Below are 25,084 nucleotides of genomic sequence, written 5' to 3' on the forward strand. Positions count from 1 at the left end.
GTTATAAGATAGTGTTAAAGAAAGTATAAAGCATTAAAAATAAAAATACTAAGCCAGTGATTAGCATTGCAAATCCTGCAAGTTTAGCTAGCCATTGATATGCTTTGAAGTTACTTTTATTTTCATATAAAGTGCTTAATTTTCCACTTTCTTTTAAGCGTTTATACCATACGCTTCTTTCTTGTTTAATCTCTTCTTCACTAATACTTCCTGAAAAAATCACCATATCCATAGGGAAGCGATCTGCTCTAAAATGCGTATTAAAGAAGTGAATTGCAAAAATAAATCCTGTAGCAAGTAAAGCTTCATCAGAGTGAAGTAGGGTTGCTAAGTTGATTGCTTCACCTGGTAAAAATTTACCAAAGAAAGCAGGAAACCATAAAATAAGCCCTGAAATACCAATGATAAACATACCCCAAAATACTGCTAGATAGTCAAATTTTTCCCAATAAGTCCAGCGGTCAAATTGCGGTCTTGGTCCAAAACCAAAGAACCATTTAAAATGATCTTTCATATCTTTAAAATCTTGCCAATTTGGCATTAAAGAATCAGGTCCAAAAGTAGCTTTTAAAACTTTCATAAAGCTTATTTTGCCAGTTATTGGATCCCTTGCTACATCACGGCGTTTCCAATTTACGATGATGATTTCTCCAATGTGAGAGAAAAATACTGCAAACATTACTATGGCTGAAATATGATGTATGGTTGCAGCGTTAATGATATCTCCACCCATTAAATCAATCATAGGTTTAGCCCATGCTGAATCATAGAATTTTTGCGGTAAGCCTGAGAATGCAAGACCCAAAAAGCTAACTGCCATAAAAAAATGCTGAATTCTATGGAAAGTGCTAAATCTTCTTACTCTTACTTTATCTTCATGTGCTGCTTTTCTTGCTTCTTTCCATTCTTTAGGATATTTTATACGCATAGCAATTAAACGCAAGCACCAAAGTATAGTATGGGCTCCAAAGAAAACAAATACAGAAATGACCAAAATAGTCATGAATATATAAGCACCATGTAATCCAGGATATTTTTCGCCATCACTGTGATCAGCATGTGCCATCCAATTTGCGAAATTTTCATTTGCATTTGGGTGGCATGATTTACAAGTTTGAACACGGTTAATTGGCGAGAGAGTTGAGCTTCTTTCGCTTGATTTTAAAATATTATGTTTTCCATGACAATCAGAACAAGTAGCAACACTTGGAGTTTCACCTGGAGTGCTTAAAAACATACCTTTACCATGAAAAGTCATATGAAAAGTTGCACTTTTTTGTTTATGACATTGTGTGCATTTTTGATCAACTAATTGTTTTTGTGAATAAATTCCTGAATGTTTTGGGGTAATATGAATAGAGTGACAAGTCGCACAAGATGGTTTTTCTTTTTTCTTTTGCATATCTTGAGCGGGTAAGAACTCTTGCACCCCATGAGCGCTTTTTGCTAAAGCATTGCTTGCTTTTTCATGACAAGTTGCACATTTTTGATTGATTAGGTTTTTATTTGCTGCAATATCAGCTCTAATGCCTTTACCTTTTTGAGCATGACAATCACGACAAGATGGGGTGTTGCTAAATTTAAATCTTGAGTGGATAGTGTCTTTAAATTCGATAATTTCTTTAGCTTTTTCCCATTTAACTGTGTCTATTTTTTCAACTTTTCTACCTGAAGTTACCCATGATTCTATACCATCAAGCATTACAACAGAGTTCTTATAGCCAAGTTCTATAGCAACTGCAGCTGCTTGAGAAGCTTCAAATCTAAAACGATTTAAACCATAAAATACTAAATTTGCATTTTTATTATTAGGTAATAAATTTTGCCAATTTTCCACATAGGTTGATATGGAATTAGGTATATAACCATTAGCTTGTCTATCTTGCTCTGAATTGACATCAAAAAAATAAGTATTGTTTTGATCTAGCATTTCTTGAGCTTGTGCTAAGCTAATGCTTTTTACACCTTCTATTGAGCCTATTTCTCCATTAGCTTCAGCAAAAATAAATCCTGATGGCATAAAAAGAGTAAAAAGCACAATAAAAAGTCGAGTAATTAAATTTTTCAAGACTAGCTCCTTATTTTAAGGAAGAATTTTTCATTCTTCCTTTGTTTTTATTTACCATTTAGGATATTTTGTGCTTCTTGGATATAAATTAAAGCTTCTTCTATGATTTTCTTAGAATAAGCAGGTCCATGAACACCCCAAGAACCATCTTTTTCTAGTCTATCAGCTATGGCTTGAGCTTGATTAGTTAGGCTTAATACTTTTGATTTTTGCTCTATTGAAAGTTTATTTTTTTCAGCAAAAGTTTTATCAATATTTGCTATGCCTTTTCTAATTTTCTCATATCCTTCTTTAACAGGGTTTTGCCACTGCATTACTTTATCATAAATCATTTCTTGATTGCTAAAGTGAAGTTTTTCAGGTAAGGTTGATTGTACAGGACTATGACAACCACTTGCACCAGGACCCATTAGATTAATATCACTAAAACTAGTTCTACCACAACTCCACATTAAATCAAGGAAAAATCTACCTTCATCATCTCTAGCTATGGTCCAGCCACCAACTTTAGGCGATCTTTCTTTGCCTTCTGGTGGATTAAGTGTTTTTGCGGTTTTATCTACTTTGATATTCCAAATATGTGAAGCTCTAACATTATCAAATCCACCTTTATCAGGGTTTTGAACTGCTCCAAAGTTTTCACAACTCATCATATTTGGCATGTGACAAGCTGTACAGTTATCTTTTGCGTGAATTCCGCCTTTTTTGAAAAAGCTTGCTTGGGTTTCATGACAATCTTTGCAAGTTTTTTTAAGTTTTGTTTTAGTATAACCGCTTTTCCAATCATTAAAAGTTACTTCATGCGGATCATGACAAGTATTACATCTCATACCCTTATCGTAGTGTGCTGAAGAATACATTTGAGCACCTTCTGTTCCACACGCAGGACAACTTGATTTAAAATATGCGTTGAAAGGTTTTCTAGGATTGATTTTAGCATCGGTTTCATTGTATGAAAATCTTTGATGACATCTTTCACAATTTGATGGCATACCCGCACCTCTTGCTCCATAAAGATGTGCTCCAGCCCCATGGCATTCCTCGCAAGTAATACCTTTTGAGATGGTATGTTTTTGAAGTTCTTTTGGATTACCTAGTGCTTTGTAAAATTCTTCCTTGCTTTTAAAGTCAAATTTAAAAGTATGACAGGTTTCACAATACGCAGTAGCAGGTTGGAAAACCGCTTTTTCTTTATAGGTTGCAGCATAAGAGTTTGTTCCCCATACTTGAGAGCCATTTCCTCCAAAATCTTCCATTTTAGTAGGAAAACCAGGTGCAAATGCAGCTATTTTTTGTGCCATTTCAGGGGTTAAAAACTCACTCCAAAGTCTTGAAAATTGATTACCTCCAGCGGTTAATTTACCACTTAAATCACTCAAATTTCCATCTTCAACATGGTAAGTTCCACGCACAAGCCATCTATCTATAAAACCATATTTTGTTCTTGGTGTTCCAATGAGAGCATAAACATCATTTGGATAAATTCCATCGGGTAAAATAGTAGCTTGAGAATTATACATAGGTTTTTTCAAACCTTCAGCTCCACCAACTTCTTCCATTTCATGTGGAAAACGCACGGTTTTTGCATGACGAGAGCGCTCCCAAGAAGCATATTGAGCAGGATGACATTCGCCACATTTTTTTGGACCCACAAATTTGTTTGGAAAATCCAAAAAAGATTCATAAGGCAAACGATAGGTAATAGAGGCTTGTTTTAAATCATGCTCGGCAGCAAATTTAGCTCCATTTTGATTTACAACCCAATTTTCAGTTCTATCACTATGGGTAAATTTACCCACCAAACGCCCTTCTTTTTCATATTTAAAAATAGGGTGATTTTTATAAAGATAATCAAAAAATGCATCTTCTTGAGCCACATAACCATCAAGGGTTCTAGGCTCTGAAGAAGCAAAAGCTTGTGTAGTCAAACTAATGCCCAATGCTAAACAAGCATAAGTGGCGACTTTAGCTAGTTTATGTTTCATAACTTCCCTTTCATGTAGTTTTGTTAAAAGATAAAAACACTCTTATTTATTATCTATTAACTTTTAAAACATAATTTTGACTATTTTTTAATAAAAATTAACTTAAAAATATAATTTATTAACTTTTTATTAATTTAAATAATAAAAATTATCATATAGAAAAAGAAGTTATTTGCTAAATATTAAATTCTACTAATAGTCCCTACTACCTTACCTACAATTAAAAAGTCTCCATTTTGATAATGAACATCCGCATAACTTAGGTTAAAAGAGTGTAAATAAACTCCGCCTTTATTGCTTTTAAAAATTTGTTTGATAAATAAACCATCTCTAGTATTTACTGCAAAAACTCCACCTTCTTTAAAGCTTTTACTTTTATCTACTAAACACAAAGAATCATCTTTGATTTCAGGCTCCATGCTATCGCCTATACATGGGATGATATCACAATCTTTTGAGCCAAAAAAATCACTTAGTTTTTCATCTATAATCACTTCTGAAAAACTCACATTATCATTTAAAGCTCCACCTCCCATAGAAGCATTAACATCATAATATTTTAAGACATTATAGTTTAGATCAAGTGTTGGAGTATTGCTCTCAAGGGAATCTTCATAAAAAAATGCATTGATGTTGATATTTCTTTCATTTAAAAAATGAAGTATTTGTTTATAAGGTATGGAATTTCTAAATTTCATACTATAAAAGGTATCAGGATTGATATTTAGCATTTTGGCTACATCAGAATCTTTGGCATTTTTTATGCCTTCTTTTTGGAGTATAAATTTAAGTTTATCAGTAATTTCATTCATTTGCATAAAAATCCTTTTAAATAAAAAGTATTTTAGCAAATTTACTTTTATTTTGCAAGAATTCTTTTAAATTAAAAGATATTTAGCTTCCAAATTTAATGGAAGCTAAAAAATTATTTATTTACTAAGCTTTTGATATATTGATCTACCATGTATAAGCCATTGCCATTATCGCTTATGAGTTTGATTTTATCTACTATACCTCTAAAAAGCGCTTCTTCTTCGTGCTGTTCGCTTACATACCATTGTAGAAAATTAAAAGTAGAATAATCTTTACTTGAAAGCATAAAATCTACAAGATTATTAATAGAAGCAGTGATACTTTGCTCATGCTCGAAAGTTTTTTCAAATACATCAAGCAATGATTTAAAATCACTATCAGGCTTTTTAACTTCTTTTAACTCTACTTTAGAATCAGTTTCATTTAAATAAGTGATGAGTTTTCTAGCATGATCACTTTCTTCTCTTGCATGCTCAAATAAAAACGCACCCGCGCCATCAAAACTATGCTCATAGCACCATGAACTCATACTCAAATACAAATTTGCTGCATACATTTCTTTATTAATTTGCTCATTTAATAAAGCTACTACTTCTTTTGAAAGCATTTTCTCTCCTTTAAGTGTTATTGCTTTATTATATTAATATAGTTTTATTAAAAAGATATTAATAATAAAAAAATTATTTTGTATTTTTTATACTAAAAGAAAAAACACTGCCTTTTTGTGGGTTAGATTGAATTTTTAAAGAACTTTTGTGTAAAGTGAGTATTTTTTTAACTAAAAACAATCCTAGTCCAAAAGAATTGTTTTGGCTAGTATTGATTTTATAAAATTTTTTTGTGATTAATTTTAAGTATTTTTCCTCTATGCCTATGCCTTGATCTTGTATAGTAAATTCTTGGTTTTTAACTTCAATAAAAATATCTTTTTGACTATATTTTAGTGCATTGCTAATGAGATTAATAATAACTTGCTCAATGAGAAAAGAATCTGCTTTTATGAAAGTTTGCTCTCCTTGAATTTTAATCCTGCTTTCATTAAAATTTTCAACAATATTTTTACTTAAAGCATATAAATCAAAATTTTCTTTATTTAAAGATGTGATATTTAAATTAAAAACAAAATTTAGTTTGTGTGTTAGTTGGTTGATTTTTACGCTTTGCTTGTGAATTTTTTCAAGCATAAATTTTTTCATAGTTTCATCATTATGTTCTTTTTCTAAAGATTGCAAACTTAAATTTATAACACTTAAAGGATTTTTTAACTCATGTGAAATAGCACTGATTAAATTTGAAAGTTGAGTGTTTTTCATTTTAATTTTTTTGGCTTGTTTTTTATTTTGTAATTCTTTCTCATAAAATAATTTTTTTATTTTTAATAATCTTAAATTTAAAGAATTTAAATCATAAAAAAAGTTCTTTGTAAAATGAAATTCTGATTGACTCTTTATATTTTTAATAAACAAAAGTAATTCTTGAAAGTATTTTTTAAAAAAGTTAAATATAAAAATATATATTGCAGTTAATACTGCTAAAAAAAGTAAAAAAATCAAAATATTTTTTATCCAAAAATCTTGTATTTTTGCGTTTATTTTTGGATAAACAATGATGATGTATTTATATCCTTCATATTGATAAGCTTTATAATAAATTTCTTTATTATTAAAAAATTCATGTGTAAAATCTGCGTTAAATTGATTTTTAAAAAAATCAAAATCATCTAAAGATGAGATGGTTTTTCCATCTTTTTTGATGATAAAATCTGCTCTTGTTTGTTGAGAAAATTCTTGAATGTTGTTTGTATTGAGTGTTTTTATAATGCTAAATTTTAATGTATCATTTAAGGTTTTTAATTTTTGCTCATAAGTGCTTTTTATAGTGTTGTTTATATATTGCTCATTAACAAAATAAAACAATCCTATAAAAAATATACAAAAACATATAAAAAATAAAGCAAAAAAATTTCTGATTTTTAACACAATTTATAACCCACCGAGCGCACTGAAATGATATTTTCTTTAATTTGTGGAATTTTTTGTTTTAATCTTAAAATAGCCGTATTGATTGTCTTATCGCTTGTTGTGTCATTTTTCCATACTTGCTCACTTAAAAATTGACGGCTTAGAAGTTGATTTTTGTGATTAAAAAAACACTTGAGTAATTCTACATCTAGGGTTGATAAATTTTCAAATGTATTTGTTTGATAAATTAATTTTCTCTCTTCTATATATAAAGTAAAATCTTGATAAGAAATTTGTTCTTTTGGAGTTTTATTTCTTTTAGTTACGGCTTTGATTCTAAATAAAAGCTCATTAAAATCAAAAGGTTTGCATATATAATCATCGCAGCCTTGCTCAAAACCTTCTAAAATATCTTTTTGTAAAGTCTTTGCACTAAGAAAAATCACAGGCTCCATATAACCTTTTTTTCTTAATTGTTTTATCATCTCTACACTATCGCCACTTGGTAAATTTCTATCCATGATGATTAAGTCTATTTCATTTGTATCTAGAAAGGTTTCTAAGTCAAAAAAATCAAAATAATTATAAATTTTTATATTTTCTTGACTAAGTCTTAAACTAATTAACTCATTTAAATCTTTATCATCTTCTATCAAAATAACATTTAGCATATAAAATTATATCAAAAAATACATGTATCCAAAATGTTTCCAAGTTTTTTTAAATTTTCATTACTTTTTTAAAACAAGGAGAAAAAATGAAAAAACTTTTGGCTTTAAGTGTGGCTACCTTTGTTAGTTTAAACGCAGCAGAATTAAAAATAGCAGGTTCATCTACTGTCTATCCTTTTACTTCTTTTGTTGCTGAAGAGTATGCTTCTATAAAAAATACAAAAACACCTATAGTTGAAAGTCTTGGCACAGGCGGTGGTTTTAAAGTGTTTTGCGAGGGAATTACTGATATTTCTAATGCTTCAAGAGCAATCAAGCCAAGTGAATTTGAAACTTGTAAAAAATCAGGTGTGAGTGATATAGTCGGGATTATGATAGGTTATGATGGCATAGTTTTAGCTCAAAATAAAATCAATGCTCCATTAAATATAAGCTTACATGAGTTATTTTTAGCTTTGGCCAAAGAAATTCCACAAGATGGAAAATTAGTCCCAAATCCTTATACAAATTGGCAACAAATCAATAAAAATCTACCAAATAGAAAAATTACAATCTATGGTCCTCCATCAAGTTCAGGAACAAGAGATAGTATAGAAGAGCTTGTAATGGTAGATATTTCTAAAAAAATTCCTGAATATAAAGGTGCATATAAAACTATACGCCAAGATGGAGCATTTATACCAAGCGGAGAAAACGATAATTTAATTGTTTCAAAACTTTCTGTTGATAAAGAAGCTTTTGGGCTTTTTGGATACGGATTTTTAGCTAGCAATGATGATAAGATTAATGCAGTTGATATTGATGGTGTAAAAGCTGATGAGAAAAATATATCTGAAGGAAAATATAAACTAGCTCGTTCTTTGTTTATATATATAAATGCTAAGAAAAATCCAGAAGTATTTGAATTTGCAAAAATTTATATGAGTGATGATTTAGCTAAAAGCGGAGCAGAATTAGAAAAAATAGGATTAGTTCCTTTGGATGAAAAAACATTAAAACAAACCCAAAAACATATAGAAGAAAAAGGTTTATTAACTGATGAGCTTGTTAAAGCAGGGAAAGTTTTTTAATTTTTAGGATGAAAAATTGATAAAAGAAAAAATAATAAAATTAACGCTTTTTCTTTGTGCTTTTGTTAGCGTAGTAGTAAGCTTTGCTATTATGCTAACTATTTTAATAGAGGCATTAAAATTTTTTCAAAAAGAAAGCGTATTTACTTTTTTATTCTCAAGTCAGTGGGCAGCAGATGCTGCATTTGTAGGTGCTGATGGAAGTAGCAAGCATGGGGTTTTTGGTGCCTTGAGTTTATTTTGGGGAACTTTTTATATTTCATTAATAGCAATGCTAACAGCCTTACCTTTAGGTGTAATGTGTGCTATTTATCTTGGAGTATTTGCAGGTAAAAAATCTAAAAACTATTTAAAACCTATTTTAGAAATCATAGCAGGAATTCCTACTGTAGTTTTTGGATTTTTCGCAGCCATAGTTGTAGCTCCTTTTATAGTGTGGTTTTTTTCTCTTTTTGGTATAGAAGCTAGTTTTCAAAGTGCCCTAGGTGCAGGTTTTATCATGGGTATTATGATAGTTCCTATAGTGGCTTCACTCTCACAAGATTGTATTGAAGCTGTAAGTTTAAAAAGGATAAACGGAGCTTATGCTTTAGGTATGACTAAAAAAGAAGTCGTTTTTGCAGTAATTTTACCAGAAGCAATGCCAGGTATAGTTGCAGCTTGTCTTTTAGGACTTTCAAGAGCTTTAGGTGAAACAATGATTGTTGTTATGGCTGCTTCATTGCGTCCAAATTTAACAATGAATTTTTTAGAAGATATGACAACAGTGACTGTAAAAATAGTAGAAGCATTAAGTGGCGATCAAGCTTTTGATAGTTCTTTAGCTTTAAGTGCATTTTCTTTAGGGCTTGTGCTTTTTATTATTACATTAATCATTAATATTTTTAGCGTTTATTTGATAAATCGCTTCCATAAAAGGAAAAATTTATGAAAAAACTTTTTAAACAAAGAAAAAAAGCTTCAAAAAATTTCAAAAGATTCTGTAAAATGGGGCTTTATATAAACCTTATTTTTCTTTGTATTTTTTTATCAAGCGTAGGGTATCTTGGGATAGGAGCTTTTAAGCAAACTTACATTTATGCCCAGGCTGATAGAAATAGCCCTTCATATGAGCTTTTATCGCGTGCTGAACAAAGGAAAATAAGAACAGGTCAAATCAAAGAAAAATCTTGGCTTTTAGCAAATTCTGAAGTTGATCAATATATGAAAAAAAACTACAATAAACTAAGCGATGAACAAAAAACTTTAGTTGATGAATTAGTTCAAAAGCAAGAAATCAAACTAAGTTTTAACACAAATTTTTTCCTTAATGGAGATTCTAAATCACCTGAAAATTCAGGAATCTTTGCTTCTGTGGTTGGAACTTTACTTGTGATGATAGTATGTATGGTTGTAAGTATCCCAATAGGAGTTGGGGCAGCTATTTATTTAGAAGAATTTGCTCCGCAAAATGTATTTACGCATTTTATAGAAGTGTGTATTAATAACCTTGCAAGTATTCCTAGTATTTTATTTGGACTTTTAGGACTTGGGGTGTTTATTAATCTTTTTGGGATGCCTCGTTCTAGTGCTTTAGTTGGAGGATTAACTTTGGCTATTATGAGCTTACCTATTATTATTGTTTCAACTAAAGCTGCCTTAAAAAGTGTGGATATTAATATGAAAAATGCAGCATATGCTTTAGGCATGACTAAAATTCAAATGATAAAAGGCATTATGCTACCTTTGGCAATGCCTATGATTTTAACAGGTTCTATTTTAACTTTAGCTCAAGCTATTGGTGAAACCGCACCTTTGATGATTATAGGTATGATAGCTTTTATACCTGATGTGGCAAATAGTGTTTTTGCGCCAACAAGTGTTTTACCTGCTCAAATTTTTTCATGGTCAGCTATGCCAGAGCGTGCATTTTTAGAAAGAACAGCAGCAGGGATTATAGTGCTTTTATCTCTTTTGGTGATTTTAAATTTAGCAGCAATACTTTTAAGAAGATATTTTCAAGGAAAATTAAAATGATAGCAAAAACAACAAATCTAAATTTATTTTATGGTAAAAAACAAGCTTTATTTGATATTAATATGGAAATTCAAAAAAATAAAATCACAGCTTTAATAGGTGCTTCAGGCTGTGGAAAATCCACATTTTTGCGTTGTTTTAATAGGATGAATGACAAAATAGCAAAAATCGATGGTCTTGTTGAGATTGATGGAAAAGATGTTAAAAATCAAGATTTAGTCGTGCTTAGAAAAAAAGTTGGAATGGTATTTCAACAACCTAATGTTTTTGTAAAAAGCATTTATGATAATATTTCTTATGCTCCAAAACTCCATGGGATGATCAAAAACAAAGATGAAGAAGATGCTTTGGTGGAAGATTGTCTTAAAAAAGTAGGGCTTTTTGAGGAGGTAAAGGATAAACTAAAACAAAATGCTCTAGCACTTTCAGGTGGTCAGCAACAACGCCTTTGTATTGCAAGAGCTTTGGCCATAAAGCCAAAATTATTACTTTTAGATGAACCAACTTCTGCACTTGATCCTATATCTTCAAGCGTTATAGAAGAGCTTATTAAAGAATTAAGTCATAATCTTTCTATGATCATGGTAACGCATAACATGCAACAAGGTAAGCGCGTGGCTGATTATACTGCATTTTTTCATCTAGGTGAACTTGTAGAATTTGGTGAAAGTAAAGAATTTTTTGAAAATCCAAAACAAGAAAAAACAAAAGCATACTTAAATGGAGCTTTTGGATAATTTTTATTTATTTAGAAATTTTGATGATATAATTAATCAAAATTTCTAAAAGGCTTAGCATGCTCATAAATCAAACCTATTTCATAGACTCTTGTGATGATGTAGAATTAAATATAAAAAGAGAAAGTAAGTTGGAGTTTAAACTTACATATGATGATGAAAAAGAAATTGAAGCTATCGTCTGTATTATACCTGGATTAGGTGGTGATTCAAATGAAATTTACAAAACAAAATTAGCTAACTATGGGGCACGGGAATACAATATTGCTGTTTTAGCTGTAAATTATCACTGTATAGGCAATCGTCCTCAAACAGGAGCAAAATTTTTTCTTGATAATATTGATAAATTTATTTTTAATACAAGTATAAATGCACTTAATATAAACATTCCTTATGACATACAAAAATTAAACAATTTTGATGAATTTTACCCTGCTATGGATTATGTCAACAAGCAAATCCAAAAAATGAAGAATAATTGGCAGTTGGATAAAAACTATTATCTTGATTTGAGTGTCAGTTTGCAACCAACTAAAAACGAATATCAAAATTTTGGTATTATGCAAGCAACAGATATACTAAATGCTCTTTTATATATTAGAAAAAATCCTCCTTTTAAAGTTATGGGGGGGGGTATAAAGCATATTTTAATAGGATCATCTCATGGTGGATATTTAGCAAATTTATGTGCAAAAATTTCTCCTTGGATTATCGATGCAGTTATAGATAATTCATCTTATGCAAAAACATGTTGGAGATTGATAGGTTTTGGGAAAGAAATTGATTATAGTGAGCATATGTGTTTTGGTACTTTCCATTTTTTTAATAATATAAGACTATGTTGTTACGATAAAACTTTTTGGACTATAAACAAGCAATCGCCGTATTATTTTTCACTTGGAAGAAGATTAATTAGAGATATACTAAACCAAAAACACTTAATATTGCAAAGTTCCTATCCTAAACCGGCATATATTTTCTATCATTCAAAATTTGATACAGCTATAGCTCCTTATGAAGATAAAAAAGAATTATTTTGTATTTTGGATAGCCTTGATTTTAAATATAGCTCATATGTTATAGATGATGAAAATCAAGTGGATGGAAAATTGATAAAAAATTTAGATCATGGGATGGGGATGTCTATTAAAACTTTAATAAATAAACACTTACCACAAATTCTGCAAGAACCTTTAAAAGATAAAACTTGTAAAAAAGAAATCTCATATAAGTGTGATGATTTAATATATACTTTTAAAGAGGAAAATGATCAAATTGTTTTAAGTATATCAAATTAAATTGACATTATTTATTTTATAAAAAGTAATTTTTAAGTAAAATTACTTTTTACTTTCAAAAGATTATTATCAAAAAGAGTATTTATGGCAAGCAAACAACTTTCACTCAAACATCTTAGTATGCCTATATTGCTTGAAATGTTTTTAAGATATTTTTCTTTGATTATCAACACCGTGATGGTTTCGCAGTATTCTAACTTTTTAGTTGGAGCCATGGGTGCGGGTAATCAAGTAGCAGATTTATTTATCATTATTTTTAGTTTTTTAAGTGTGGGTTGTAGTGTAGTGATCGCTCAAGCTTTAGGAGCTAAAGATTACACTCTAGCAAGAAAGGCAATTCATCAAAGTTTATTTTTAAATGCTTTGCTTGGTTTTGTGTGCGGAAGTTTGATTTTATGGCATGGAGAGTTTTTGCTTTATCTTTTACAAATTCCAAATGAGCTTTTAAAGAATAGTGAAATTTACTTGCACATGCTTGGAATTTGTTTGTTTTTTGACGCTATGGGTATAGTTTTAGCTGCTATTATTAGGGTGTATAATATGGCTTATTGGGTTATGTTTACTACCTTATTGATGAATGTTGTGATATTTATAGGAAATTTTTATGTATTACATTTTACCAAACTAGAGCTTTTTGGAGTAGGGCTTAGTAATATACTTGGGCGTTTGGTCGCCTTTGGTATGCTTGTAGCAATACTTAGTTTTAAACTCAAAATTCATCTTAAAATTAAAGAGATGATAAGTCTTGAAAAAGTGGTACTTAAAAAGATTTTTAACATTGGTGGTTTTGCAGCAGGAGAGCATTTGATATGGTTTATACAATACACCATAGCTTTTGCTTTTGTAGCAAGCTTGGGTAAAGAAAATTTAAGCGTTCAAACGATTTATTTTCAAATTTCTTTACTTATCATGCTAGTAGGGCAAGCTATAAGCGTGGCAAATGAAATTATCATAGGTAAATTAGTCGGCGCAAAATACTTAAATGTAGCCTATAAGCATACTTGGATAGCTTTATATTTTAGCGTGGTAGCAAGTGCTTTTGTAGCTTTGCTTAATTATGTTTTGCAAGATTTTACTATGGGTGTGGTAAAGCTTGAAGAAAGTTTAAAAGAGCTTATGATACCACTTTTTACTCTTTCAATTTTCTTAGAAATCTCAAGAACTTTTAATATAGTCATGGTGAATTCGCTAAGAGCAAGTGGTGATGCGAGATTTCCATTTTTAAGTGGAGTGGTGTTTATGCTTGGGGTTTCTTTACCGGTTGGTTATGTGCTTTGTTTTTATGCTGGACTTGGAATTTTGGGAGTTTGGATAGGTTTTTGTGCAGATGAGTTTTTACGCGGTATAGTAAATTCATATAGATGGAAAAGTAAAAAATGGCAAGGCAAAGCACTAGTATAAAAGGAATTTTAGAATTTAAAGAATTTCGTTTTGCTTTTGAAAAGAAAAAACTTAAATATCTAAGACTTAGGATAGACAGGGATTTAAATTTCAAACTTAGCATACCGCTATATTATGAGCAAAGAGATGTTTTAAGATTTTTAGAAAAAAATGAAAGTTGGATTAGAGCCAAAGAAAAAGAACTTTCTTTAAAAAGAGTAGTTTTAGCAAGTGATGAATTGTATTTTTTAGGTAAAAAATACAAGCTAGTTTTTAACGAAAATCATAAAAAAGTTCTTATAAAAAAAGATAAAATTTTTGCAAAAAATCAAAAGTCCTTAGATCTTTTCTTGAGGCGTAGTGCTAGAGTGATTTTTGAGTATTTTATAAAAAAATGGGAATTTGCTTTTGAAAGAAAGGTGCAAAGAATTTGCATCAAGGAAATGATTTCAAGATGGGGTTCTTGTAATCATCAAAAAGCATACATAAACTTAAATTTAAAACTTATGCAAAAACCTATAAAAGCTATAGAATATGTGATTTTACATGAACTTACACATTTAATCTACCCACATCATCAAAAAGAATTTTATGATTTTTTATATAAATTTATGCCTGATTATAAAGCAAGGGAAATTTTTCTAAAAAGTCTTATTTTTTAAGTATATTTTTAAGCTTTCCTTAGAATTAAAATTGTTATATTTATATTTTTAAAAATTTAATTTTAAGGTTTTAAACTTGCTTTTAGAAATTACTTTTGATTATAAATCTAAAAATGATATTTTTGAGTATTTGTTAGCTTATTATGCTAAAGATTATATGTATGATTATGAGCAAAAGGATGAAAAAATCATTATTAAGATTAAAGGCGAAAAAGATGAAATTCAAGCCTTTTGTTCTAATTTAGAAAATATCAGCCATAGTGTTTTTTTAAACAAATTTGACTTAAAAGTTATAGAAGAAGATTTTACACCTATAAAAAAAGAAAAAGCTTTTACTCAAAGAAGTTTTTTAACAAGACTTAATGCAAATGCTTATACTAATGGCGAGCTTTTAGAAAATGAATGGGGTATTTTTGTAGAAGAAGAATTTAAAATAGAAGAAGATTTTATAAAAATCACTAAAGAAAATTTCTACGATAATTTAAAAAAAGCCTTGGAAAAATTAAAAAATAAAGAAAAAATGCATTTTAAAAGTCCAAAAGGAATATATGCTTTTGAAATTTTTAATGAAGCATTGGATGATTTTTTAATACCTTGTGACCCAAAACATATCAATGCATTTTTTTCTTGCAATAACGAGCAATTTAAAATCTTAGCAGGGGTTGAAAAGCCTCTAATGAAGCTTAAATTTAATGCTATTTTTAGACAAAATCATCAATTAAATCATGAATATTTTAAAATAAAAATATATGATAATCTTTTCTTGTTTGCCTTGTGTTTTGAGCTTGAAAAAGAAGGAATTAAGTTTTTAAATTTTAAAAAGCTAGAATATTTTGAAGATGATTTTGAAGTAGCTTTAATCGAAAATGAACTAGTAGTTTGTAGGGGTTATGATTATATTTTACCCGAGTTTAAAAATTTAATTTTTCAAAAAGAGGATAAAAATTTCGCAAGAATTTCTTGTATATTGTCTGATTTTAAAGACAAAAAGCCTTTGCTTTTAGAACTTAGCAAAAGAAATGATGATATTATTTTACTTGATAAAGAAATCAATCTTTTAAAACTAAATTTACCAAAAAGCTTTGATGAGTTTTATGAAACTATAAGTCAAGATGATGTTGCTAAGAGATTATTAGCTAATTACGAAAAAGAATTTATTCTTGTGCGAAAAGAACTAAATATGGCTAATAATTTTTTTAATCTTTTTGGCATGGTAGGGATGATTTTAGAGCTTAGTGAAGACGAGAAAAAAGCAGCATTAGCACTTTTGGCCTTAGCTGATGAGAGTAAAATGGCAAAAGGTGTTAGGATAGACTTTAAGCTTAATGAGCAAAAAGAATTTGATTACACTAAAACCTTAAGAAGTGTGATGAGTTTTAAGCTTGCTGGAGTAGAAAATCAAATCATAGCCTTAGGTGTTGTTGAGAGTTTGGCGTATTTTTTAAGGGATTTATTTGATGATTTAAAGGCTAAAGAACAAGTTGATTGTGCCGTGCTTAGTGGGAGCTTGTTTGAGCATAAAAGCCTTAGCAAAAATGTATTTAAACACATACCATTTTTTAAGTTAAGTGATGTCCCACTTTGGATATGAAATTCATATTAAAGGGCTAGTGCAAGGCGTTGGCTTTCGTCCTTTTGTTTTTAACATAGCTAAAGAGCTTAATTTAAAAGGTGAAGTTTATAATAATAGCTTAGGTGTTGTTATAATCCTTGAGTGTGGCAATGATGATTTAAAAATTTTTAAAGAAAAACTTTTTGCTAATTTACCACCTTTAGCTAGGATAGATGATTTTAGCTTTTCTTATAAAAAACTTCAAAAAACTTATAATGAATTTATCATAAGTACTTCACAAGATAGTGAAAAATTTAGCCCGATTTTAAGTGATTTTGCTCTTTGTGAGGATTGCTATAATGAATTTTACGATGAGAAAAATCCGCGATTTAAATATCCATTCATCACTTGTACAAATTGTGGACCAAGATTTTCTATTATAAAAAAACTTCCATATGATAGAGTTAATACGACTATGGATGAGTTTAAAATGTGTTCTTTTTGTCAAAGCGAGTATGAAGATCCTGCTAATCGTCGTTTTCATGCCCAACCACTCTCATGCCCAAAATGTAAAATTACTATTTTTTTAAAAGATAAAAATCAAAATATTTTAGCCAAAGATGAAAAAGCTTTTATCTTGCTTGCAAAGCTTTTAGAAGAAGGTAAAATCGTAGCTTTTAAAGGTATGGGTGGGTTTCATTTAATTTGTGATAGTACAAATAAAAATGCTATAAATGAACTTAGAATACGCAAAAATCGCCCTAAAAAGCCTTTTGCTATCATGGTAAAAGATCTTAAAATGGCTCAAGAATTAGCTTTTATTAATGAAGCTGAAGCAAAACTTTTAACTTCAAATTTAAAACCCATAGTTATTTTAAATAGCAAAAATATCCATAAAAGCTTAGCACCAGATACCAATAAAATAGGTATTATGTTAGCTTATATGGGAATGCATTTAATGCTTTTTGAACATTTTAAAAAACCTATCATTGCAACAAGTGCTAATTTAAGTTCACAAAGCATTATTTATGAAGAAATAAAACTTTTAGAGCAACTTAGTGATGTATTTGATTTTTATCTTGATTATGATAGAACAATACACAACTCAAGCGATGATAGCATTGCTCAAGTTATTAGCGAAAAAATTATGTTTTTAAGGACTTCAAGGGGTCTTAACCCACTTTATATCAATACAGCAAGTATTTTTAATACAAAAGAAAATATTCTAGCTCTAGGAAGTGAGTTAAAAAACGAATTTGCTTGTTTTTTTAAAAATCAAATTTTCATTTCTCCTTATATAGGCGATATGAAAAGTTTAGACATACAAGAGAGATTTTTTAAAATTTTAACTTTCTTTCAAAACTCTTATAAACTAAATTTTGATCAGATTTTAAGCGACAAACACCCGCAATTTAACTATGTAAAAGAATTTAGAGATTATAAAAATTTTCGCGTGCAACATCACTATGCACATTTGTGTGCTTGTTTATTTGAACACAAAATTTACAAAAATAATGTTTTAGCCTTTGTTTTTGATGGAACAGGTTATGGAGATGATGGAAAAATTTGGGGTGGGGAGATTTTTAGAGCGAGTTTAAAAAGCTATGAAAGGCTAAATCATTTTAAAAATTTCAAACTAATTAATGCAGATATTAAAAATATCGCAAATTTAGCTTTAGCTTTAATTTTTGATTTTAATTTAGAAAGCAAAGCTAGCGAGTTTTTAGCTAAATTTTCTCAAGTAAAATTAAATAATCTTAAAAAAATTCACACTCAAAGCTCTTTATATACGAGTTCTCTTGGTAGGATTATCGATGCTTTTGGCGCTTTTGCTTTTGATATACAAAAGCTTGATTATGAAGCACAAACTGGGCTTTTGATGGAAAAATATTATGATAAAAATTTTGATTATAGTTACAAATTTGACATCAAAGAAAAAGAAATTTGCTTTAAAAATGCTTTTTTGCAAGCTTTAGAAGATAAAGATAAAGTTAAAATTAGCACAGGTTTGCTTAATGGCATTGCAAATTTAATTATAGAATATTCAAAAGATTTTAAAGAAGAAGTGCTTTTATGTGGTGGGGTATTTCAAAATAAAACCTTGCTTGAAATTTTAGATCGAAAAAATTTTGCTTATAAAACTTCTTTGCAATTTCCTTGCAATGATAGTTCTATCGCACTTGGGCAACTTGTGCATTATTTATCTTTAAAAACTTAATAAAACTCATATTTTTTTAATACTTTTTTATATACAATAAAATAAAAATATAAAGGAAAGATTATGTGTAAAGATTGCGGTTGTTCTATTAATGGACATGAACATCATCATGATCACCATCATGAAAATCCAGCATTAAAAGATGAAAAAACTATTAATGTTATTAGTAAAATTTTATCAAAAAATGATCATCAAGCAGCTCATAATAGAGAGCATTTTAATGAGTATAATACTCTTTGTATTAATTTAATGAGTTCCCCAGGAAGCGGTAAAACAACGCTTTTAGAAGAAACTATAAAAACTTTAAAAGATGATTTAAAAATAGCTGTGGTTGAAGGAGATTTAGAAACTAATAATGATGCAAATCGCATTATTAAAGCAGGAGGCTTAGCTCATCAAATTACTACAGGACAAACTTGTCATTTAGATGCTTTTATGGTGCATGAAGCTTTACATCATTTTAAACTTAGTGAACTTGATATAGTATTTGTTGAAAATGTGGGAAATTTAGTATGTCCTGCAAGTTATGATTTGGGCGAGCATTTAAATGTAGTTTTACTTTCAGTAACAGAAGGTAGTGATAAGGTAGAAAAATATCCAGTGATGTTTAGAAAGGCTGATTTATTGGTCATTACTAAAGCCGATTTGGCTCAACATTTTGACTTTGATTTCAAAGCAGCTTCTATGGCAGCTAAAAGGCTAAATCCTAAAATAGATATTATGATTTTAGATAGTAAAACAAAAACAGGATTTGATCTTTGGATAAATTATCTAAAAATGAAAAAGGAGCTTAACTAATGTGTCTTTCTATACCTTCTAAAATTTTAGAAATTGATGAGCTAAATTCAGCCATAGTAGAAACTTTAGGGGTTAAAAGAAGAGTAAGTTTGGATTTAATAAGCGAGCCTTTAAAAGTAGGCGATTATGTGCTTATACATGTGGGTTTTGCTATGGAAAAAATCGACACTCAAGCTGCACAAGAGAGTTTAAAAATTTATGCTGATATAGCAGAGAAAATGCAAAATGGACAAATCGATGAAAATGAAGGCGATATGGGGCTAAAAAATGGATTTAATTAATGATTTTAGAAATAAAGAAAGAATTTTAACCTTAAAAGAACTTATTGCTTCTAAAATTACTAAGCCTATTAATATCATGGAAATTTGCGGTGGACATACGCATAGTATTATGAAATTTGGTTTGCCTGATTTATTGCCAAAAGAAATTAATTTTGTTCATGGCCCAGGCTGTCCTGTGTGTGTTATGCCAAGAGAGCGTATTGATGTGGCTTTAAAGCTTGCAAGTATGCCAAATACTATCTTTTGCGTATTAGGCGATATGCTTAAAGTGCCAGGAAGTTATGAAAGCTTAATTGATCTTAGAGCTAAAGGGGCTGATATTAGAGCACTTTATACACCTTTGGATGTGATAGATATAGCTTTAAAAAACCCTGAAAAAAATATAATCTTTTTTACCATAGGTTTTGAGACAACTACACCTATGAGTGGGGTGATTATAGAAAAAGGTATAGCTTTAAATTTAAAAAATTTATTTTTTCATATTAATCATGTGTTGGTTCCACCCGCGGTAGAAGCTATCATGCAAGATGAAAATGTAAAAATTGACGCCTTTTTAGGGCCTTCCCATGTAAGCGTTATCACAGGATCAAACATTTATGAACCTATTGCTAAAAAATACAAAACTCCTATAGCAGTGAGTGGTTTTGAGCCAGTTGATATAATGCTTAGTGTGTTAAATATAGTAGAGCAAATGAATGCAAATACTTTTGAAGTTTATAATGAATATCACAGAGTAGTTAGCAAAGAAGGAAATTTAAAAGCTAAGGCTTTAGTGGAAAAATACTTTAAACCTTGTGATTTTGAATTTAGAGGTCTTGGAGTGATTGTAAATGGCGGGCTTTGTCTAAAAGATGAATTTGCACACTTAGATGCTAGCAAAGTGTTTGATTGTAAAGTACAAAGTAAAAACGAAAGCAAGGCTTGTATTTGTGGTCAAATTTTAAGAGGCTTAGCTAAGCCTTACGATTGTAAGGTGTTTGCAAAAGCTTGCACTCCAAAAAATCCTATAGGTAGCTGTATGGTTTCTAGCGAAGGAGCTTGTGCGGCTTATTATAAATACTATCAAGATAAGGCATAAAATGAAGCAAATTACTTTAGCCCATGGTGGCGGTGGCGAAGAAATGAATGCTTTGATAAGTGAAATTTTTTCTATTTTTGAAAATGATGTTTTAAAAGAAGCAAATGACGCTGCTATTTTAGATGATTTGGCTTTTAGTACTGATTCTTTTGTATTAAATCCTATCTTTTTAAAAGATATAAATATAGGAAAATTAGCAGTTTGTGGTAGCGTAAATGATATATTAATGGTGGGAGCAAAACCGCTATATTTATCATTAGCTTTAATTTTAGAAGAGGGTTTTGAGCTAGAAAAGTTAAAAATTATACTAAAATCTATAAAAGAAGAATGCGATAAAGCGGGAGTAAAGCTAGTTTGCGGGGATACTAAAGTTGTTCCTAAAAATAAAGGCGATGAAATATACATTAATACTTCATGTATAGGTAAAAATATACAAAAAATCAATACCAAAAACTTAAAAAGTGGTTGTAGTATCTTAGTTTCAAGGGATATTGGAGCTCATGGTTGTGCGGTTTTGATTGAAAGAAATAATTTAGAGGCAAATATCCAAAGTGATTGTAAAAGCTTAAAAGATGAAGTTTTAACACTTTTAAATGCAAATATTTCCATAAAAGCAATGCGTGATGCTACGCGTGGTGGGCTTAGTGCGGTTTTAAATGAATGGACTAAATTAAGTAATTTAGAGCTTTTAATATTTGAAGAAAAAATCCCAGTTTGCGATGAAGTTTTAGGGGTTTGTGAGCTTTTTGGGTATGAGCCTTATGAGCTTGCAAATGAAGGAACTTTTATTATTTGTGTAGATAAAAAAGATGAACAAAAAGCATTAGAAATTTTAAAACAATTTAATACTAATGCAGCTATTATAGGTGAAATCACAGCTAATAAAAAAGCAAGAGTGGTTTTAGAAAATGTTTATGGAGCAAAACGCATTTTAGAAGCTCCAAAAGGCGAACTTTTACCAAGAATTTGCTAATGCATGAGTTAAGTATTACAGAATCTTTACTAGAACTTTGTGAAGAATATGCTCAAGGAAAAGTTATTGAAGAAGTGCATGTTAAAATAGGGCGTTTAAGTGGGGTTGAACCTCCACTTTTGCAAAGAAGCTTTGAAACTTTTAAAGAAAATAGCCCCTTATGTAAAAATGCTAAATTTATTATGCATATTCAAGAAGTAGTAGTTGAGTGTCAAAAATGCCATTTTAGTGGAGTACTTAAAAATAATATCTTTTGGTGCCCAAAATGCGAAGATAAAGATTTAAAAATCATAGATGGGGAAGAGCTTTATCTTATGCAACTTGTTTTAAAAGAAAATGAGGATTTAGAAAATAATGACAAATAAGGAAATTATCTTAGGTGCGGGTTGTTTTTGGTGTACTCAAGCTGTGTTTGATGAAATCAAAGGCGTAGTTTATACAGAAGTAGGTTATAGCGGTGGTAAGCCAAATCCAAGTTATGAAAGCGTGGTAAATGGTGATGGGAATATAGAAGTAGCTAAGATAATTTATGATGAAAAACAAATTTCATTAGAAAAAATCTTAGAAATTTTTCTCAAAATGCACGATCCAGCAAGCTTAGATAAACAAGGAGCTGATGAGGGGATACAATATAGATCAGTTATTTTTTATCAAACTAATGAGGAGTTAAAAATTATTAGCAATTTTTTACAAAAATCACAAAAATATTACACTAAAGACATAGTTACACAAGTTTTAAAACTAGAAAAATTTTATAAGGCTGAAAACTATCATCAAAAATATTTTAAAAATAATCCTAGCCAAGCTTATTGTAGATTTGTTATTGCTCCAAAATTAGAAAAGGTTAATTGCTAATATTGTTTTTAAGTATTTTTGCAGTTAGATTTAAAAGCCTTTTGCAGGCTTTTAAAATTTAGTGGCAACCACAACCACTACATCCACAACTTTGACTAAAGAAATTTTCTAAAGCTTGCATATTAGGAAGTTCTGTTACTTCATTTACTAATTCTTTATAAGCAACTACGCCATCTTTAATTACAAACACTGCTCTAGCTAAAATTCCTTCAAGCGGACCATCAGCCATTAAAACACCATATTTTTCACCAAATTCTTTAGAAACAAAATCACTCGCAACAGTTAAATTATCTATACCTTCAGTTGAGCAAAAACGACCCATAGCAAATGGTAAGTCCATACTAACTACGATTACTTCTACACCACTTGCTGCTGCTTTTTTATTAAATTCCCTAGCTTCAGTTGCACATACTGGAGTATCAAGGCTTGGTACGCTGATAATAATTTGAGTTTTACCTTTTGGAGCAATTTCAACACCTGAAAGATCTTTGGCTTTTAAAGTGATATTTGGAGCCATGTCACCAACTTGGATGTTGTTTCCTTTTAAATTTACTTTATTTCCTTTGAATAATACACTATTCATTTTTTTCTCCTTGAATGGTTTTTATTAATCATAATATAAAAAGATTAATAAAGTCTTATTTTTATTCTTCTTTACACATACCTGCTTCGATTAGAAAACACGAAGGTTGATAATTGCTTTTTTTAATCTTGTCATATTTTGCATAGCTTAAGTATAAAGTATCCTTAGCTCTAGTTACAGCTACATAAAAAAGCCTTCTTTCTTCTTCCAAACTTCCACCCATGCTCATGAGTTTTTGGTTGGGAAATCTTCCTTGTGCAAGATCAATTACAAATACAAGTTCAAACTCAAGCCCCTTACTTGCATGTATACTTAAAAGATTAACCCCACTACCACTACTCATTTCACTAGCACCAAGAGTAAGAAAGTTATAGTATTTATAATTATCACTATAATTTTTAGCAAGTTCTTTTAATACAAACATTTTCGCGTTGATTTTTTCTAAAATTTCATTTTTTTTATTTAAATCAACATTGGAATTTTTATTAGTCGCTCTTTTAGTTGCCAAAATATCACAAATTTCTTTAAAATAATCATTTTCTAAAATCAAATCTACAAGTTGGGTTGAGATTTTACATTCACTTGCTTTTTTAATAAAAAGATAAATTTTTTCAAGATTTTTTGCACAAAGCTCGTTGATTTTGGGTAAGCTTAAAATAGGGTGGGTATTAAATTCGCTTTCTAAGTTAAATCTTGAAGGCGAGGCTAGCTCCTCAATATCATCAAAAAGTCCTAGTTGGTAACTTTGTTTTTTGTATTTTTTTAAATTTACGCTACTATCAGGATTTAAAAAGCCTTTAATTAAACTAGAATGTCCTAATTTTAATAAAGCATCAAAAATATCTTTTGCCAAAACCCCACCAACTCCTTTGGTGTATTCAAGTAAATGTATAAAAGCCATGATATCTTTTGGATTAAGCACGATTGCAAGCATAGAGCAAAAGTTTTTAACTTCCAAGCTTTCAAAAAAACTTCCTCCACCTTTTCTTTTGCTTGCTATGCCAAGTTCTCTTAAGGCTACTTCTACTCCATCTGCACTAGAATTGTTTCTAAAAATCACAGCAATTTCATCAAGATTAACCCCGCTTTGTAAAATTATTTTTGCTATGGTAGAGTATTGATCAAATAATTCATTAAAAGTTAGCAAACTTGGCGCTTTAAAATCTCCTTCTCTAGTTACAATTAATTCTTTAGGATATAATCTTTCATTGTTTAAAATAACCTTATTAGCTAACGCAAGTATATTTTTACTAGAACGATAGTTTTTATTTAAAGTAAAAATATTTGCATCGACAAATCTATCTTTAAAACTTCCTATAATAGAAATATCAGCCCCATTAAAAGCATAAATACTTTGATCATAATCACCCACACAAAACAAACTTTTACTTTTAAAAGCATCAATTAACGAGCCTTGCAAGGTGTTAGTATCTTGGTATTCATCTACTAAAATCTCATCAAATTCAAAATGATGTGAAGCTAAAACATGTTTTAATTTGATCAATAAATCATTAAAATCCACATAGTTAAAACGCATTTTTTCTTCTTCGTATTCTTTTAAAATATCTTCATAAATTTCAGCATAAACAGCTTGTTCATCATAATTTTGACAAAACCAATTATAAAATTCATCTAAGTTTGCATTAGTATTTTGAAATAAAGAATACACATCATACAAATAGCTTGGCATATAAGGTTTGGTATCGCTTAAATGATGAAAAGTGCGTTTTTCAAAAATAGAACGCAAAAGAATTTTAAGCTCACTCGCAGGTTTTAAAATAATATCGTGATTTAACTCTTTAAGTAGAGAATAAGCAGTACTATGAAAAGTTCCTGCTGTGATTTTTGAAGTAATGCTTTTATCAAAATACCTACTAAGTCTTTCTATCATCTCTTTACTAGCTTTGTTTGTAAAGGTTAGAAGCATAATTTTTTCAGGCTTTATACCATTTTGAAGTAAAAAGGCTATTCTTGCAACTATAGTTGAAGTTTTACCCGTGCCTGCACTTGCTATAATTAGATTGTGTCCAAAAGGAGCACTAGCGGCTTTATATTGTTCTTCATTTAAACGCGATAAAGGCATGA

At 29.6% G+C, this 25,084-nt stretch carries 23 protein-coding genes; 15 read left to right on the plus strand and 8 right to left on the minus strand.

The genetic code is table 11. From position 1 onward, the window contains the following. Position 1: 1 nt before the first annotated feature. The 6 genes from E2O22_RS01200 to E2O22_RS01225 form a co-directional block, all read right to left on the minus strand. Complete coding sequence (locus tag E2O22_RS01200; RefSeq protein ID WP_133318976.1) at positions 2–2,020, minus strand: rhodanese-like domain-containing protein; 2,019 nt, start codon at positions 2,018–2,020, stop codon at positions 2–4. Between the two features lie 95 nt (positions 2,021–2,115). Then, a complete protein-coding gene (locus E2O22_RS01205) occupies positions 2,116–4,053 on the minus strand; it encodes a multiheme c-type cytochrome (RefSeq protein ID WP_133318862.1) in 1,938 nt (645 codons plus the stop codon). A gap of 182 nt (positions 4,054–4,235) precedes the next feature. Beyond that, on the minus strand, positions 4,236–4,871 hold the full coding sequence (locus E2O22_RS01210) for a S24 family peptidase (protein WP_039668429.1): 636 nt from the start codon (positions 4,869–4,871) through the stop codon (positions 4,236–4,238). Positions 4,872–4,978: 107 nt separating this feature from the next. Beyond that, positions 4,979–5,473, minus strand: coding sequence for a non-heme ferritin (gene ftnA / locus E2O22_RS01215; RefSeq protein ID WP_133318863.1), 495 nt, complete (start codon positions 5,471–5,473; stop codon positions 4,979–4,981). A 73-nt stretch (positions 5,474–5,546) separates the two neighbouring features. Continuing rightward, the gene (locus E2O22_RS01220; protein ID WP_133318864.1) at positions 5,547–6,845 is read right to left on the minus strand and encodes a sensor histidine kinase; all 1,299 of its coding nucleotides are present in this window, start codon (positions 6,843–6,845) and stop codon (positions 5,547–5,549) included. Further along, entirely contained in the window at positions 6,839–7,498 is a 660-nt protein-coding gene (locus tag E2O22_RS01225; RefSeq protein WP_043019788.1) for a response regulator transcription factor, read from the minus strand. The genes E2O22_RS01220 and E2O22_RS01225 overlap by 7 nt, the downstream gene beginning before the upstream one ends. 86 nt (positions 7,499–7,584) lie before the next feature. Between E2O22_RS01225 and E2O22_RS01230 the strand changes: the two genes are divergently transcribed. From E2O22_RS01230 to msrA, 15 genes are all read left to right on the plus strand, one after another. Beyond that, positions 7,585–8,568, plus strand: coding sequence for a substrate-binding domain-containing protein (locus tag E2O22_RS01230; RefSeq protein WP_133318865.1), 984 nt, complete (start codon positions 7,585–7,587; stop codon positions 8,566–8,568). 16 nt (positions 8,569–8,584) lie between these two features. After that, positions 8,585–9,499 (plus strand): phosphate ABC transporter permease subunit PstC, encoded by a 915-nt coding sequence (gene pstC / locus E2O22_RS01235; RefSeq protein ID WP_047208303.1) that lies wholly within the window; start codon positions 8,585–8,587, stop codon positions 9,497–9,499. Next, a complete protein-coding gene (gene pstA, locus E2O22_RS01240; protein WP_133318866.1) occupies positions 9,496–10,584 on the plus strand; it encodes a phosphate ABC transporter permease PstA in 1,089 nt (362 codons plus the stop codon). Before pstC ends, pstA begins: the two co-directional genes overlap by 4 nt. Then, on the plus strand, positions 10,581–11,321 hold the full coding sequence (gene pstB, locus E2O22_RS01245) for a phosphate ABC transporter ATP-binding protein PstB (RefSeq protein WP_133318867.1): 741 nt from the start codon (positions 10,581–10,583) through the stop codon (positions 11,319–11,321). The genes pstA and pstB overlap by 4 nt, the downstream gene beginning before the upstream one ends. 59 nt (positions 11,322–11,380) lie before the next feature. After that, positions 11,381–12,619, plus strand: coding sequence for a DUF2920 family protein (locus tag E2O22_RS01250; RefSeq protein WP_133318868.1), 1,239 nt, complete (start codon positions 11,381–11,383; stop codon positions 12,617–12,619). Between the two features lie 84 nt (positions 12,620–12,703). Continuing rightward, entirely contained in the window at positions 12,704–14,020 is a 1,317-nt protein-coding gene (locus E2O22_RS01255; RefSeq protein WP_133318869.1) for an MATE family efflux transporter, read from the plus strand. Then, a complete protein-coding gene (locus E2O22_RS01260) occupies positions 13,996–14,661 on the plus strand; it encodes a M48 family metallopeptidase (RefSeq protein WP_133318870.1) in 666 nt (221 codons plus the stop codon). Before E2O22_RS01255 ends, E2O22_RS01260 begins: the two co-directional genes overlap by 25 nt. A gap of 76 nt (positions 14,662–14,737) precedes the next feature. Further along, entirely contained in the window at positions 14,738–16,252 is a 1,515-nt protein-coding gene (locus E2O22_RS01265; RefSeq protein ID WP_133318871.1) for a Kae1-like domain-containing protein, read from the plus strand. Further along, positions 16,233–18,431 (plus strand): carbamoyltransferase HypF, encoded by a 2,199-nt coding sequence (gene hypF / locus E2O22_RS01270; RefSeq protein ID WP_133318872.1) that lies wholly within the window; start codon positions 16,233–16,235, stop codon positions 18,429–18,431. The genes E2O22_RS01265 and hypF overlap by 20 nt, the downstream gene beginning before the upstream one ends. A 63-nt stretch (positions 18,432–18,494) precedes the next feature. Continuing rightward, positions 18,495–19,229 (plus strand): hydrogenase nickel incorporation protein HypB, encoded by a 735-nt coding sequence (hypB, locus tag E2O22_RS01275; protein WP_039628341.1) that lies wholly within the window; start codon positions 18,495–18,497, stop codon positions 19,227–19,229. Beyond that, on the plus strand, positions 19,229–19,510 hold the full coding sequence (locus E2O22_RS01280) for a HypC/HybG/HupF family hydrogenase formation chaperone (RefSeq protein WP_012661500.1): 282 nt from the start codon (positions 19,229–19,231) through the stop codon (positions 19,508–19,510). The genes hypB and E2O22_RS01280 overlap by 1 nt, the downstream gene beginning before the upstream one ends. Beyond that, positions 19,497–20,588: a hydrogenase formation protein HypD gene (gene hypD, locus E2O22_RS01285; RefSeq protein ID WP_133318873.1), complete on the plus strand. Its 1,092-nt coding sequence runs from the start codon at positions 19,497–19,499 to the stop codon at positions 20,586–20,588. Before E2O22_RS01280 ends, hypD begins: the two co-directional genes overlap by 14 nt. Position 20,589: 1 nt before the next feature. After that, entirely contained in the window at positions 20,590–21,561 is a 972-nt protein-coding gene (hypE, locus tag E2O22_RS01290) for a hydrogenase expression/formation protein HypE (RefSeq protein ID WP_133318874.1), read from the plus strand. Next, positions 21,561–21,926 (plus strand): hydrogenase maturation nickel metallochaperone HypA/HybF, encoded by a 366-nt coding sequence (locus E2O22_RS01295; RefSeq protein WP_133318875.1) that lies wholly within the window; start codon positions 21,561–21,563, stop codon positions 21,924–21,926. The genes hypE and E2O22_RS01295 overlap by 1 nt, the downstream gene beginning before the upstream one ends. Further along, complete coding sequence (gene msrA, locus E2O22_RS01300; protein WP_133318876.1) at positions 21,916–22,416, plus strand: peptide-methionine (S)-S-oxide reductase MsrA; 501 nt, start codon at positions 21,916–21,918, stop codon at positions 22,414–22,416. Before E2O22_RS01295 ends, msrA begins: the two co-directional genes overlap by 11 nt. 58 nt (positions 22,417–22,474) lie before the next feature. Here msrA and tpx read toward each other — a convergent pair whose 3' ends face one another. Both tpx and E2O22_RS01310 read right to left on the minus strand, forming a co-directional pair. Continuing rightward, entirely contained in the window at positions 22,475–22,999 is a 525-nt protein-coding gene (gene tpx / locus E2O22_RS01305) for a thiol peroxidase (RefSeq protein ID WP_133318877.1), read from the minus strand. A 61-nt stretch (positions 23,000–23,060) separates the two neighbouring features. Beyond that, on the minus strand, positions 23,061–25,082 hold the full coding sequence (locus E2O22_RS01310; RefSeq protein WP_133318878.1) for an ATP-dependent helicase: 2,022 nt from the start codon (positions 25,080–25,082) through the stop codon (positions 23,061–23,063). Between the last annotated feature and the right edge of the window lie 2 nt (positions 25,083–25,084).

Source organism: Campylobacter lari (assembly GCF_004357905.1).
In the GTDB taxonomy this organism is placed as follows: domain Bacteria; phylum Campylobacterota; class Campylobacteria; order Campylobacterales; family Campylobacteraceae; genus Campylobacter_D; species Campylobacter_D lari_D.